Genomic DNA, 12,887 nt, shown 5'->3' with positions numbered 1-12,887 from the left:
CCGCCGGTCAGGCGGTGCCCATGCCCTGGTTGTAGCGCGCCTTCAGCTCATGGAGGTACGTGCGCAGGTAGCGCTCGCCGAGCGCGCGGCCGTCGGCGTACTCCACGCCGTGGACGTCGCGCAGGTAGCGGGCGAACGCGCGCGCGGAGGGGAAGCGGCCCTCGTCCAGCACGAACTGGCGGTAGAAGCCGAAGAGCGCGTCGTCGTACGGCACGCCGTCCGGCAGCCCGACGACCTCGGCGCGGTCGTCGGCGGGAGCGGGCGGCGCGACGGGCTCGGGCGCCGGGTCGGGCGCCGGCTCGGGTTCGGGTTCGGGCTCGGTTTCCCGGGGCGGCGGAACGGCGGCTGACGGCCGCTGCGCCGCCGCCCGCTGGTGGCCGTTGACGGCGACGGGGGCGCGCAGATCGCGGCGCGGCGCGGGCCCCGGGATCGTCGCGACGGGCTCGGGGGCGGGCAGCGGCCCGGGCTCGGGTACCGGTACGGGCGCGGGGGCGGCGGCGGTGACGGCGGCGGGCGGTGCCGGCTCGGCCATCGGGGCGGCGGCCGCGGGCTGGTACGCGACCTGGGCGGACGGTGCGGTCTGTACAGGCAGCACAGCCTGTGCGGTCTGTGTAGTTTGTGCGACCTGTGCAGCTTGTGTTGTTTGTACGTCCTGTGCGGGCTCCAGGGCATGCGCCGTCCGCGCGGGCGATCCGGCCGGCCGCAGCGGGGCGTCGATGCCCGCCGCCGCCAGCCCCGCCTGCGCCGTCTCCGCCAGCGGCACCCCGTACCGCGCCAGCTTCAGCGGCATGACCGCCTCCACCGGCGCCTTCCGCCGCCACGCCCGGCCGTAACGGGCACGCAGCCGGGCGCGGTAGACCATGCGGTCCTGTTCGAGGCGGATGACCTCCTCGTACGAGCGCAGCTCCCACAGCTTCATCCGCCGCCAGAGCCGGAAGGTGGAGGGGAAGGCCAGCAGCCAGCGCGAGATGCGCACGCCCTCCATGTACTTGTCGGCCGTGATGTCCGCGATCCGCCCGATCGCGTGCCGCGCGGCCTCCACCGCCACCACGAACAGCACCGGGATGATCGCGTGCATCCCGACGCCCAGCGGGTCCGGCCAGGCCGCCGCGCCGTTGAACGCGATCGTCGCCGCCGTGAGCAGCCACGCCGTCTGCCGCAGCAGCGGGAACGGGATGCGGATCCAGGTCAGCAGCAGGTCCAGGGCCAGCAGCACCACGATGCCCGCGTCGATGCCGATGGGGAAGAAGACCGCGAAGTCGCCGAAGCCCTTCTTCTCGGCGAGGTCGCGCACGGCCGCGTAGGACCCGGCGAAGCCGATCGCCGCGATCACCACCGCGCCGAGGACGACGACGGAGATGAGTATCCGGTGCGTCCGGTTCATGCGTATCGCAGGAGCCCTGTCCACGCGCCGTTCCCTCTCCGCTGGTGATCACCTGCCGCTCCGGGCCCTGCCCGGAGCCACGCTAGCCTCGCACGGCTGTACGGGCTTGCGTATGCAGGTTCGCTCACTTGACCGCGGCCAGGGCCTCCTTGGTCGCCTTCTCGGCGTCCTTCAGCAGGTCGGCGGACTTGGGCTGATCCGAGCCCTGGAAACCGGCGCCGTGGTAGTTCACGGTGACGACGACGTTCTCCTGCAGCGAGACGACCGTCTGCTTGCGGTAGTCCTGCTTGTCCTCGGTCGTCTCGTACGTGAAGCCGGCGGCCTTCTGGCCCAGGCCCGAAGGCGCGGAGGTCTTCATGCCCTTGGCGCCGTCGACCGCCTCGGCGGCCCTGGCCTGCTTGCCGTAGTACTCCGCGGCGCGGTCGGCACCGCTGCCGACGGCGGGGTCGGAGTCGTAGCGCTGGTAGGAGACGTCGAGCCAGCGCCACTGGTACCCGTCGAGGCCGTCCCAGGAGCAACTGCTTCGCTGGGCGGTGTCGGCGGACTTGCCCGCCTTGCCGGCGGTGCTCTTCGCCCCCGGCACCAGGTCCTTGATGCTGTCCTTCGCGAGCGCGCCGCAGGGGTCGGGCAGCTTGGCGAACTTCGCCGGCTCGATCTGCGGCTCGCTGCTCTCCGCGGACGGCGCGGCGCTGCTCGGCTTGCCGCTGTCGCCGCCGTCGTCACCGGAGGAGCAGCCGGCGGTGACGAGTATCACGGGCACGGCCGCGGCGGCCAGGGCTCGGGGGATGCGGGTCGTAGAGCGGTGCATGGGTCCTTCATCACTCGGTCGTCGGGCGGCGCGTGGTGGCACGACGCCCTGGGCCAGGCGCCTCGCGTGCGCCGGCTTGCGAGCGTACCCGCAGGCGCCGACGGCGTACGGGCGACCGGGGGCGGCCGGGACCTCAGTCGGCGAACTGGTCGGCGAGCCGGTCGGCCACCTGCTGGGCGCGCTGTTGCAGCTCAGCGCTGTCCGGTGGCGCGACTCCTGCGGTGTGCCACTGGTCGTACGTGACGGTCACCACCACGTTCGACGTGCGGAACACCACTGTCACCTCGCGCTGTACCCCGGAGGAGACGCCGGCGGTCTTGTCGTCGAGGAACGACTCGTCCCCGATGTTGTCGAGGAGACGGGGGGCGATGGTCTCGGCGGGGCTGGAGTCGTCGTCGGGGGAGTCGGAACCGTCGTCCGTGCTGCCGTCTGTACCGCTGGGGGTGCTGTCTGTGCTGTCCGTACTGTCTGTGCGGCCGTCCGTGCCGCCCTCGGAGTCCTCGCCGCCCGCCTCGCCGCTGCCCCCGCCCGTCCCGGGCTCGTCGCTCGCGCCGGCGTCCCCGTCCTTGCCGCCGCCCGGCGGGCTGCTCTCGCCCGCGGCCGGGACACCGCCCGAGGCGTTGCCCGTCTCCGACTTGTCTGGCAGGTCGGGCCGGCCGCTGCTCACGTCGACGTCGTGCTCCTCGGCCCGCTCGGCGTAGATCTGGGCGGCCTGCTGGTCGTCGCTGACCTCGTCGTCGTACGACACGATCCGCTCGAACTGCAACTCCAGCTTGTGCCCGCCCTCGGTGGTCTCCCGCTCCCAGCGGCAGCCCACCTGCCGGTCGGCGTCATACGTCAGGTCCGGCTCGCCGGCAAGGGCCGCCTCGGCGTCCTCGTCGCTCTCCTCGTCCGCCGTCCCCGGCAGCAGGTCCTCCAGCGCCCCGGTGCTCAGCGCCGTGCACGGCTCGGGCAGCGTGCTGTACTTCCCCGACGGCACCGGTACGGAGGCCGCGCCGGCCCCGCCGGTCTGGCTGTCGACCGCGCCGCTGCCCTGGTCGGAGCCGGTGCAGCCGGCCAGCGCGACCGCGAGCACGGCGGCCGTCGCGACGGCCTGCGCGAGTGCCCTTCGCTGCACGGGAGAAGGCTCCTTCCGACTACAGGACATGGTGCCGTCCGTGGGTGGGGGACGACCACAATGTTTATCGCACGTCCTGCTGGTTCGTCCGGTCGGGTGTCCGCCGTAAGGCGGTTGACCCGCTTATCTTGTCGCATAGGCTCCGGCGGCGGGCATGCCGCGTGTCATCGCGCGCTGCGCGCCGGGATGTTCCAGCCGAGAAGTACGGGTCTGTCGTGTTCCGTACCGAGGACCGACAGCGTGGCGGTCTCCAGCCGGTACAGCGCGCCCGCGGCCGGGTGCTGGCCCAGCCGGCGGGCGGTGAGGACGCGCAGGACGTGCCCGTGGGCGACGAGCAGCACGTCGCCGTTCGTCTCCTGCCGCGCCGCGTCGGCGACGGCCAGCACCTCGTCGCACCGGTGCCCGACGGCGGCCAGCGCCTCGCCGGGGTGGCCGGGGCCGCCCGGGGGCACGCCGTCGTGCCACAGGTCCCAGCCGGGCCGCTCCGCGCGGATCTCCGGGGTGGTCAGGCCCTCGTAGCCGCCGTAGTCCCACTCCTGCAGCCGCGGCTCCAGCACCGTGCCCTGGCGGCCGGGCAGCGCCAGCTCCGCCGTGCGCACGGCGCGCTGCAGCGGGCTGCACAGCACCGTGGCGATGCGCCGCCCGGCGAGCAGCGGGGCCAGCGCGCGGGCCTGGTCCTCGCCCACGTCGGTCAGCGGCAGATCCGTACGGCCCGTGTGGCGGCCGTCGCGGCTCCACTCGGTCTGGCCGTGCCGTACGAGCAGCAGGTCACCCATGGGGGGCCGTGCCTCCTTCTTTCTCAGCGGCGTCCAGCGCCTCGTCCAGGGTCAGTGCGGCCAAGATGAGCGCGAGGTGGGTGAACGCCTGCGGGAAGTTGCCGAGTTGTTCACCGGTGGGGCCGATCTCCTCGGCGAACAGGCCGACGTGGTTGGCGTAGGTGAGCATTTTGTCGAACGCGTAGCGTGCCCGGTCCACGTGCCCCGCGCCGGCGAGGGCCGACACGTACAGGAAGCTGCACAGCGAGAACGTGCCCTCGCTGCCCCGCAGCCCGTCGGGGGCGGCGGACGGGTCGTACCGGTGCACGAGGCTGTCGGTGACCAGCTCCGCCTCCATCGCCCGCAGCGTCGACAGCCAGCGCGGCTCGGCCGGCGCGACGAAGCCGACGAGCGGCATCAGCAGCAGCGAGGCGTCGAGCACCTCGGCGCCGTAGTGCTGGACGAACGCCTGTCGCCGCGGGCTGTAGCCGCGCTCCATCACCTGCTCGAAGATCGCGTCGCGCGCGGCCGTCCAGCGGGCGACGTCGGCGGGGCGGGCGAGGTCAGCGGCCATGCGGATGCCGCGCTCGAAGGCGACCCAGCACATCAGCCGGCTGTAGGTGAAGTCCTGCGGACCGCCGCGGGTCTCCCAGATGCCCTCGTCGGGGCGGTCCCAGTGGTCGGTGAGCCAGTCGAGGAGGGCGGCGAGGTAGCGCCAGGCGTCGTAGCCGGCGGGTCCCGCGGTGCGGCTGGCCTGGGCGAGGGCGTAGACGGCCTCGCCGTAGATGTCGAGCTGGAGCTGGTCGGCGGCGGCGTTGCCGGCGCGCACGGGGGCGGAGCGGCGGTAGCCCTCCCAGTGCGGCAGGGTCTCCTCGGGCAGGTGGGGGTCGCCGTCGACGCGGTACATGACCTGCAGCGGCTCGCCGGTGACGGTGCCGCGGGGGGCGTCGCCCGCGTCCTCGGCGGCCACCGCGGTGCCGGTCGCGGAGCGGGCGGCGTGGGCGGCGCCGAGGAGCCGGCCGAGCCAGCGCCGGTAGGCGTCCGCCTCGGCGGCGTAGCCGAGGTCGAGGAGGGCGCGTACGGACAGGGAGGCGTCGCGGATCCAGGTGTAGCGGTAGTCCCAGTTCCGCTCGCCGCCGACCTGCTCGGGCAGGCCCATGGTCGCGGCGGCCACGGGGGCGCCGGTCGGGGCGTACGTCAGCAGCTTCAGCGTGATCGCGGAGCGGGTGACCACCTCGCGCCAGCGGCCCCGGTAGGTGCAGCGGGCGGTCCAGCGGTGCCAGTAGGCCCGGACCTTGTTCAGCTCGCGGTGCACGTCCCGCTCGTACGCGGCCGGGGGCGGGTCCGCGCCGGGGGCGCACACGGTGAACACCGCCGCCGCGGTGCTCCCCTGCGCCAGCTCCAGCACGCCCTGCACGTCGTCCCCTTCGCGGGTCAGGTCCCCGACCGGGCCGAGGAGCTGGAGGTGCCCGTCCGCGGTGGCGGAGCGGAACCGGGCGGTGCGGCCGTCGAGTTCGAGCCGGTGCGGGTCGCGGCCGTAGTCGAAGCGGGGGCTGCAGTCGAGCGTGAAGCGCATCGGGCCGCGCAGGGCGCGTACGAGCCGGATCACCCGGTGGGTGTCCGTGGGCTGCTCAGGGCGGTCCACCGGCATGAAGTCCAGCACCTCGCCGATGCCCCCGGTGGACAGGAAGCGGGTGACGAGGACGGCGGTCCCGGGCAGGTAGATCTGGCGGGGGACGGCGTCGGGGGCGTCGGCGGTGAGCGCGAAGCGCCCGCCGCGCTCGGCGTCGAGCAGCGCGCCGAAGACGCTGGGGGAGTCGAAGCGGGGCGCGCACAGCCAGTCGACCACGCCCTCGGCGGAGACCAGCGCGACGGTCTGCAGGTCTCCGATGATGCCGTGGTCCGCGATCGGCGGGTACGGGCCCGGGGTCACGAGGGCACTTCCTTCCCCTGGCGGCGGCGATACGTCGACTCTCCCGCCCCGCGCACGCGACGGCTGCCGCGGCGCGGCCATTCGGGTGCCGGGGCTCTTCGCCGGGGTTCTACGGCTCGCGGTGGACCTTGTAGTTCGCGGCCTGCGCCCGGGGGCGGACGACGAGGAGGTCGACGTTCACGTGCGCCGGGCGGGTCACGGCCCAGGTGATGGTGTCCGCGACGTCCTCGGACGTCAGCGGCTCCTTCACGCCCGCGTAGACGGCGGCGGCCTTCTCCGCGTCGCCGCGCATCCTCGTCACGGCGAAGCCCTCGGTGCGGGTCATGCCGGGGGCGATCTCGATGACGCGTACGGGGCGGCCGTTCAGCTCCAGGCGGAGGGTGGCGGCGATGCTGTGCTCGGCGAACTTCGCGGCGACGTAGCCCCCGCCGCCCTCGTACACGGCGTGGCCCGCGGTGGAGGTGACGATGACCACCGTGCCGTCGCCGGAGGCGACGAGGGCGGGCAGCAGCGCCTGGGTGAGGTTGAGCGTCCCGATGACGTTCACCTCGTACATCGCCCGCCAGTCGGCGGGGTCGCCGGCCTCGACCTGCTCGGTGCCCAGCGCGCCGCCGGCGTTGTTGACGAGGACGTCGCAGCTTTCGAGGGTGGCGGCGAAGGCGTCCACGGCGGCGCGGTCGGTGACGTCCAGCGCGTACGGGGTGGCCGCGTACCCGGCGGCGGTCAGCTCTTGGGCGAGCGCGTCTATACGGTCCTTGCGGCGGGCGGTGAGGACGACATGGTGACCGGCGGCGGCGAGCTGACGGGCCGTGGCCGCGCCGATGCCGCTGCTCGCGCCGGTGACGACTGCGGTAGGCATACGCCCAGGATAAGCAGGTGGCCGGCGGAGGCCGTGGGCTGGGGATTCCAGGTGAGTACAAGGTTCCGCCCAGGTCGGCGGGGGAGGGTGTGGCGTCCGGTGTCCGACGACGGAAGGACCGTACAGATGATCACACTCCTGGACCCTGAGACGACCACTGCTGCCGCGACGACGAAGGGCGGTCCGGGTATGGGCACCCGCCGCCCGGCGACGGCGAAGGGCGGTATCGGTGTCGGTTCGCGCCGGACCGAGCGGGTGCCGGCCACGGCGAAGGGCGGTATCGGTGTCGGTACGCGCCGGACCGAGCGGGTGCCGGCCACGGCGAAGGGCGGTATCGGTGTCGGTACGCGCCGGACCGAGCAGGTGCCGGCCACGGCGAAGGGCGGCGGCGTCGGCGTCGGCAGTCGCCGTTCTGTTCGCCTCCCCGCCTCCGCGAAGGGGACCATCGGTGTCGGCAGTCGGCGGCGCTGTGTCCCCGTCGGGGGCGGCCGGGGCTAGCCGGCGGTCTCGGGGGACGGGAGGACCAGCCATGGTGCAGTCTGCGATCGCGGTGGAGCGGTGGGAAGGGCTGGAGTGCGCGGCTCAGCTCGACCTCGTGCTGCCGATGTACAAGGAGATCTGGGTCGAGCCGCCCTACAGCGAAGGCCCCAGGGAGATCGCCGAGTTCGTCGACCGCTTCGCCCAGGAGGTCTTCCTCCCCCGGGCCCGCCTCGTCGTCGCCCGCGTCGACGGGCAGCCCGTGGGCTACGCCTTCGGCTATCCCCTCCCCGCCGAGACCGGCTGGTGGAAGGCCATGGACGAGGAAGTGGCCCCGGAGTTCGCCGCCGAGACCGGCCGCCGCACCCTCGGCATCGTCGAGCTCGCCGTACGCGCCGACCGCCGGCGCCAGGGCGTCGCCGCCCGGCTGCACGGTGAACTCCGCGCGGGGCTCGGCGTCGAGCGGGTCACCCTCGCGGTGCGTACGGAAGCGGAGGCGGCGCCCGCACACGCCGCCTACGCCTCCTGGGGCTACCGCAGGGTCGGCCGGTGGCGGCCGGGCGACGACAAGCCCGTCTCCGACATCATGCTGCTGGCGCTGTGAAAGCCGCGGACCCCCGCGACCCACCGCCCCAGGCCGGGCCGCTGCGGGAGCGGGGGTTCCGCCTCTACTGGGCCGCGCACAGCACCTCCCTGATCGGCGACGAGATCACGATCCTCGCCATCCCCCTCGCCGCCGTGCTGCTGCTCGACGCCGGCCCCGCCGAGATGGGCTGGCTGACCGCCGTCGCCCTGCTGCCCTCGCTGCTCCTGTCGATCCCCGGCGGCGCCTGGGCGGACCGGCAGGCGAACCGCCGCAGGGCGATGATCGTCTCCGACCTCGGCCGGTTCGCGGCCGTCGCCTCCGTGCCCGTCGCGTACGCGATGGACGCGCTGACGATGACGCACCTCTACGCGACCGAATTCGTCGTCGGCGCCCTCACCGTGCTGTTCCGCGTCTGCAACCACCACGTCTACGCCTCCGTCCTCACCGCCGACCGCTACGTGGCCGGCAACGCGCTGCTCTCGGGCAGCAGATCGGCCGCCGCGGTCGCGGGACCCGGCGCCGGCGGTGGGCTGGTCCAGGTACTGACGGCCCCCTTCGCGCTCGTGCTCGACGCGGTGACGTACCTGGTGTCGGCCGTCTGCCTGGGGCGCATCCGGGCCGAGGAGGCACCGCCCGCGCGCCACCAAGGCACCGGCCCGACCGACGGGTTCCGCTGGGTGACGGCCCACCGCACCCCCGGCCTGCTGATCACGGGGGTCGCGATGCTCAGCCTCTTCCACACGTTTCTGGCGACGCTCTTCGTCCTCTACGCGACCGACGAACTGGGCCTGTCCCCCGGCGTGCTGGGGCTGGTCTTCGCCATGTTCGGGCTCGGAGGTCTCACCGGGGCCTACCTCGCGCCGCGCGTGGTACGGCGCATCGGGCTCGGGCCCGCCGTCATCGCCGGGTGCGCAGGATTCAGCCTGCCGCTGCCGCTCGTGCCGCTCGCGGACGGTCCGGCGCCGCTGGTGGTGGCCATGCTGGCAGCCGCGCAGTTCGCCTCCGGCTGCGGTGTCGCGGTGATGGACATCGCGGCGAACAGCTACCTGATCGCCGTCATCCCGGCCACCCTGCGCTCGCGCGTGATGGGCGTGATCCAGACGGCCAACTTCGGCGTACGGCCCGTCGGCGCGGTGCTCGCCGGCATCCTGGGCGCCGTCCTCGGCCTGCGGCCGACGATGTGGATCGGCACCCTCGGCGCCGTGCTGAGCGTGCTGTGGCTCCTCCCGTCCGGGCTGCGGTACGTCATGGACCTCCCGGCGGCCCCCGCGGCCCCGGCGAAGGCCGCCGCGGCGTGAGTGCGGTGCGCCCGGGCGCTGCCGCCGCGCGCCCGGCCGTGCACCCGTCCATGGCGTAAGACAGGCTGCACAGCCGCGCTGCCGGCGTGCGAGGCTGTGAGCTTGCCGAGCGCGCGGAACCGCGGAGGCCGCGGCCGGCGGGCGGGGAAGGAGTGCCGGATGTATCTGGTCGCGGGTGCGGGGGGCAACGTCGGATCCGAGGTGGTCAGGGCGCTGGCCGAGCAGGGCGCCGAGGTCCGTGCGCTCAGCCGCGGCGGCGACTTGTCCGGGCTGCCCCCGCGCGCCACCGCCGTCGCCGGCGACCTCGACGACCCCGCGTCCCTCGCCGGGCCCCTCACCGGCGTCGACGGCGTCTTCCTGCTGCCCGGCTACCGCGACATGCCCGGCCTCCTCGCCCAGGTCGTCCGCGCCGGGGTGGCCCGCGTCGCGCTGCTGTCCGGCCGCTCCGCCGCCAGTGGCGACATGGGCAACGCCGTCACCGCGTACATGGTCCGCTCCGAGGAGGCCGTCCGCGCCGCCGGCATCCCGTGGACCGTCGTCCGCCCCAGCGCCTTCGCCGCCAACGCCCTGCGCTGGCTGCCGCAGTTGCGCGCCGGCGACGTGGTGCGCGGCCCCTTCGCCGACGTGCCGGTCGCCTGCATCGACCCGTACGACGTGGGCGAGGTCGTCGCCGACACGCTCCTCGGCGACGGCCACGAGGGCAAGGTCTACGAATTGTCGGGCCCAGAGCCGCTGCTGCCCGCCGAGCAGGTCACCGTCCTCGGTGACGTGCTCGACCGGCCGCTGCGCTTCGAGGGCCTGGACGACGCGACGGCCCGCGCGGAGATGGCGGCGGCCATGCCGCGGGAGTACGTCGACGCCTTCTTCGACTTTTACCGCGGCGGCGCGCTGGACGAGTCGCCGGTGCTGCCCACGGTGTACGACATCACCGGGCGCGAGCCCCGTACCTTCGAGCAGTGGGCGCAGGCCCACGCCGACGCCTTCGCGGCCTGATCCGCCCGATCCCTTCCCCCGATCTTTTTCCGCCCTCCGCCGCCCCTCCGGCGATGAGTTCTCATGCATCACGCAGTCAATGCCAGTAGCGGGTGCCGCGGAAGCGACCAGAGAGGGCGGATCGGCGATGGCTACGGTGAACACGGCGGCCGAGGAGGACTTCCTCCGGTTGTCCGACCCCTACCGGCGCGAGTTGCTTGCGCACTGTTACCGGATGCTCGGCTCCGTACACGACGCCGAGGATCTGGTGCAGGAGACGTATCTGCGCGCCTGGCGGTCGTACGACAACTTCGAGGGCCGCTCCTCGCTGCGCACCTGGCTGCACACCATCGCCACCCGCGCCTGCCTCACCGCGCTGGAGCGGCGGCAGCGCCGCCCCCTGCCCACCGGCCTCGGCGGCCCCGGGGACGACCCGGCGGGGGAGCTGACCCAGCGGCCCGAGGTGCCGTGGCTGGAGCCGGTGCCGGACGTGCTGGTCGAGCCTTCGGCGGCGGATCCGGCGGCGGTCGTCGGGTCGCGGGAGTCCGTGCGGCTCGCGTTCGTCGCCGCGCTCCAGCACCTGCCCCCGCGGCAGCGCGCGGTGCTGCTGCTGCGCGACGTACTGCGCTGGAAGGCCGCGGAGGTCGCCGAGCTGCTGGATACGTCGACGGCATCCGTCAACAGCGCGTTGCAGCGCGCCCGGGCGCAGTTGGAGAAGGCCGCGCCCAGCGAGGAGTCGGTCGCCGAGCCGGCGGGCGCGGCGCAGCGCGAGCTGCTGGACCGCTACGTCGAGGCGTTCGTGACCAAGGACGTACGGGAGATCGTGCGCCTCTTCACCGAGGACGTCATCTGGGAGATGCCGCCGGTGCCCGAGTGGTTCCGCGGTCCTGACCAGGTGGCGACGCTCGTCTCCGTGCAGTGCCCGTACGCGCCCGGGGACGCGCGGCTGCTGCCGGCGGGTCACAACGGGCAGCCGGCGTATGCCGTTTACACCCGCGGCCCGGACGGTGACCATCATCCGTTCGCGTTGCACGTGCTGACCGTCGCGCCCGGCGGGCGGGCGATCTCGCACGTCGGCTGCTTCTTCGACCTGTCCCTGTTCGCCACCGCCGGCCTGCCGGCCGTCCTGAGCGGCGGGGGGAGCCGATGAGGCCCGATGGGAGCGCGCCCACTGCGCTGCTCGGCGGCGTGGCACTGCTGGAGCGGTCGGTGACGTACGCGCTGGGCGTGCTGCACCGCGTCGGCCCCGGCGACCTGCGGCGGCCCACGCCCTGCGCGCAGTGGGACCTGGGGCAGCTCCTCGCGCACGTCGGCGACTCCATCGCGGCGCTCAACGAGGCCGCGGACACCGGCCGTATCGCCCTCAAGCCGCAGGCCGCGTACAGCCTCGCCGACCCGGTCAAGGCGGTACGGGACCGGGCCAGGCGGCTGCTCGGTGCGTGGGCGGCGGTGCGGCGGCGGGAAATGGTGACGGTCGGCAGCCTGCCGCTGGCGGCGGCGGTGGTGACGTGCACGGGCGCGCTGGAGCTGGCGGTGCACGGCTGGGACCTGGCGCGGGCCAGCGGGCAGGAGGAGCAGGTGCCGCCGGCGCTGGCGGAGGAACTGCTGGAGCTGGCGCCGCTGTTCGTGGCGGCGGAGGACAGGCCGGTGCGGTTCGCGGCGGTGCAGTGGGTGCGGGAGGGGGCGGAGCCGGGGGAGCGGCTGGTGGCGTACCTGGGCCGCAGGCCGGACTGGGCGGGCTGAGGCGGCGTACGGGGGCGGTGCGCGGCCGGTGTCGTACGGGCCGGGGCGGCCCGTGCCGTACGGACCGGGCACGGCGCGCCGCGGGGCCGGCCCGTGACGGGGCCGGCCCCCGCCGGCGCGGGGCACCCGCTCAGCCCGGGGTGCCCTCCGCGTACCGCGACGGCGGTGCGCCCACCGTCGCCGTGAAGTCCCGGGTCAGGTGGGCCTGGTCCGCGTAGCCGAGGTCTGCCGCCAGCGCCGCGAGGTCCAGCGCCGCCCCCGCGTCCGCCCGCGCCGCCGCTTCCTGGAGCCGGGCCCGCCGCAGCACCCACTTCGGGCTCGCCCCGACGTACTCGGCGAACAGCCGCTGCAGCCGCCGTACGGACATCCCCGCCCCCGCCGCGACCTGGTCCACCCGCAGCAGCCCCGGCTCCGCCGCGATCCGCGCCACCACGGCCGCCGCCTCCTCGGCGGCCGGTTCCGGCGCGGCCGGCAGCAGCGGCCGCAGGAAGTCCTCCGCCACGGCGCACATCTCCGCCAGGCCCTCCGTCCGCAGCACCGCCCGGCTCACCTCCGCCGCTCCCGGCCCGAGCAGCTCCGCCGCCGGCACCCGCCGGTCGACCAGCTCCGCCACGGGACCCGTCGTCAGCGCCCGGAAGCCGCCCGGCCGGAACCGCACCCCGAGCACCTGCCCGCCACCCGCCAGCCGGCGCACGAACAGGTCGCGCTGCACCCCGTACACCAGCGGCTCGGGCTCCTCGAAGACCAGGTGCAGGTTCGGGTGCGTGAGCACCTTCGTGTCGTACGTGGCCGCGCCCGGCAACTGCCAGCGCACGTGCCAGAACCAGTCGACGAACGGCGCCAGCGCCGCGCCCGGCCTGCGGCGGTCGAGTGAGGCGAGCCGGGCGTGCTCGCCGGGGTGCAGGACGCCGTGCGCGTCGTCGAATCCGGAGCCGGCCATACGCGCAGCGTAGCT

The 12,887-nt window shown here is 74.6% G+C and carries 12 protein-coding genes; 5 read left to right on the top strand and 7 right to left on the bottom strand.

The features are described 5' to 3' along the window. Window positions 1-7: 7 nt before the first annotated feature. The 6 genes from ACFYVJ_RS03190 to ACFYVJ_RS03165 form a co-directional block, all read right to left on the bottom strand. Window positions 8-1,384: a DUF2637 domain-containing protein gene (locus tag ACFYVJ_RS03190; RefSeq protein WP_388886164.1), complete on the bottom strand. Its 1,377-nt coding sequence runs from the start codon at window positions 1,382-1,384 to the stop codon at window positions 8-10. A 124-nt stretch (window positions 1,385-1,508) separates the two neighbouring features. After that, entirely contained in the window at window positions 1,509-2,192 is a 684-nt protein-coding gene (locus tag ACFYVJ_RS03185) for a DUF3558 family protein (protein WP_388886063.1), read from the bottom strand. A 133-nt stretch (window positions 2,193-2,325) separates the two neighbouring features. Next, on the bottom strand, window positions 2,326-3,309 hold the full coding sequence (locus ACFYVJ_RS03180) for a hypothetical protein (RefSeq protein ID WP_388886061.1): 984 nt from the start codon (window positions 3,307-3,309) through the stop codon (window positions 2,326-2,328). 164 nt (window positions 3,310-3,473) lie between these two features. Next, a complete protein-coding gene (locus ACFYVJ_RS03175) occupies window positions 3,474-4,085 on the bottom strand; it encodes a histidine phosphatase family protein (protein ID WP_388886059.1) in 612 nt (203 codons plus the stop codon). Beyond that, window positions 4,078-5,997, bottom strand: a complete 1,920-nt coding sequence (locus tag ACFYVJ_RS03170) for a glycoside hydrolase family 15 protein (protein ID WP_388886058.1) — start codon at window positions 5,995-5,997, stop codon at window positions 4,078-4,080. Before ACFYVJ_RS03170 ends, ACFYVJ_RS03175 begins: the two co-directional genes overlap by 8 nt. Before the next feature lie 109 nt (window positions 5,998-6,106). Next, on the bottom strand, window positions 6,107-6,856 hold the full coding sequence (locus tag ACFYVJ_RS03165; protein ID WP_388886056.1) for an SDR family NAD(P)-dependent oxidoreductase: 750 nt from the start codon (window positions 6,854-6,856) through the stop codon (window positions 6,107-6,109). A 529-nt stretch (window positions 6,857-7,385) separates the two neighbouring features. Here ACFYVJ_RS03165 and ACFYVJ_RS03160 point away from each other — a divergent pair. The 5 genes from ACFYVJ_RS03160 (at window position 7,386) to ACFYVJ_RS03140 (ending at window position 11,932) form a co-directional block, all read left to right on the top strand. Continuing rightward, the gene (locus ACFYVJ_RS03160) at window positions 7,386-7,937 is read left to right on the top strand and encodes a GNAT family N-acetyltransferase (RefSeq protein WP_388886055.1); all 552 of its coding nucleotides are present in this window, start codon (window positions 7,386-7,388) and stop codon (window positions 7,935-7,937) included. After that, window positions 7,934-9,217: an MFS transporter gene (locus ACFYVJ_RS03155; RefSeq protein ID WP_388886054.1), complete on the top strand. Its 1,284-nt coding sequence runs from the start codon at window positions 7,934-7,936 to the stop codon at window positions 9,215-9,217. Before ACFYVJ_RS03160 ends, ACFYVJ_RS03155 begins: the two co-directional genes overlap by 4 nt. 159 nt (window positions 9,218-9,376) lie before the next feature. Then, complete coding sequence (locus ACFYVJ_RS03150; protein ID WP_388886052.1) at window positions 9,377-10,210, top strand: SDR family oxidoreductase; 834 nt, start codon at window positions 9,377-9,379, stop codon at window positions 10,208-10,210. Window positions 10,211-10,337: 127 nt separating this feature from the next. Next, complete coding sequence (locus ACFYVJ_RS03145) at window positions 10,338-11,339, top strand: sigma-70 family RNA polymerase sigma factor (protein WP_388886050.1); 1,002 nt, start codon at window positions 10,338-10,340, stop codon at window positions 11,337-11,339. Further along, window positions 11,336-11,932, top strand: coding sequence for a TIGR03086 family metal-binding protein (locus ACFYVJ_RS03140; RefSeq protein ID WP_388886049.1), 597 nt, complete (start codon window positions 11,336-11,338; stop codon window positions 11,930-11,932). Before ACFYVJ_RS03145 ends, ACFYVJ_RS03140 begins: the two co-directional genes overlap by 4 nt. Window positions 11,933-12,062: 130 nt before the next feature. Here ACFYVJ_RS03140 and ACFYVJ_RS03135 read toward each other — a convergent pair whose 3' ends face one another. Further along, complete coding sequence (locus ACFYVJ_RS03135; RefSeq protein WP_388886047.1) at window positions 12,063-12,872, bottom strand: DUF6597 domain-containing transcriptional factor; 810 nt, start codon at window positions 12,870-12,872, stop codon at window positions 12,063-12,065. Window positions 12,873-12,887 lie beyond the last annotated feature (15 nt).

The organism is Streptomyces sp. NPDC004134 (assembly GCF_042874195.1).
Lineage (GTDB): Bacteria > Actinomycetota > Actinomycetes > Streptomycetales > Streptomycetaceae > Streptomyces.
The sequence above is the reverse complement of the archived record's forward strand: the minus strand, read 5'-3'. Positions and strand labels throughout refer to the sequence as shown.

Excerpts from the sequence above, each read along its gene's own strand:
- ACFYVJ_RS03190 (WP_388886164.1), bottom strand. The coding sequence starts at position 1,384 with ATGAACCGGACGCACCGGATACTCATCTCCGTCGTCGTCCTCGGCGCG.
- ACFYVJ_RS03185 (WP_388886063.1), bottom strand. The coding sequence starts at position 2,192 with ATGCACCGCTCTACGACCCGCATCCCCCGAGCCCTGGCCGCCGCGGCC.
- ACFYVJ_RS03175 (WP_388886059.1), bottom strand. The coding sequence starts at position 4,085 with ATGGGTGACCTGCTGCTCGTACGGCACGGCCAGACCGAGTGGAGCCGC.
- ACFYVJ_RS03165 (WP_388886056.1), bottom strand. The coding sequence starts at position 6,856 with ATGCCTACCGCAGTCGTCACCGGCGCGAGCAGCGGCATCGGCGCGGCC.
- ACFYVJ_RS03160 (WP_388886055.1), top strand. The coding sequence starts at position 7,386 with ATGGTGCAGTCTGCGATCGCGGTGGAGCGGTGGGAAGGGCTGGAGTGC.
- ACFYVJ_RS03150 (WP_388886052.1), top strand. The coding sequence starts at position 9,377 with ATGTATCTGGTCGCGGGTGCGGGGGGCAACGTCGGATCCGAGGTGGTC.
- ACFYVJ_RS03145 (WP_388886050.1), top strand. The coding sequence starts at position 10,338 with ATGGCTACGGTGAACACGGCGGCCGAGGAGGACTTCCTCCGGTTGTCC.
- ACFYVJ_RS03140 (WP_388886049.1), top strand. The coding sequence starts at position 11,336 with ATGAGGCCCGATGGGAGCGCGCCCACTGCGCTGCTCGGCGGCGTGGCA.
- ACFYVJ_RS03135 (WP_388886047.1), bottom strand. The coding sequence starts at position 12,872 with ATGGCCGGCTCCGGATTCGACGACGCGCACGGCGTCCTGCACCCCGGC.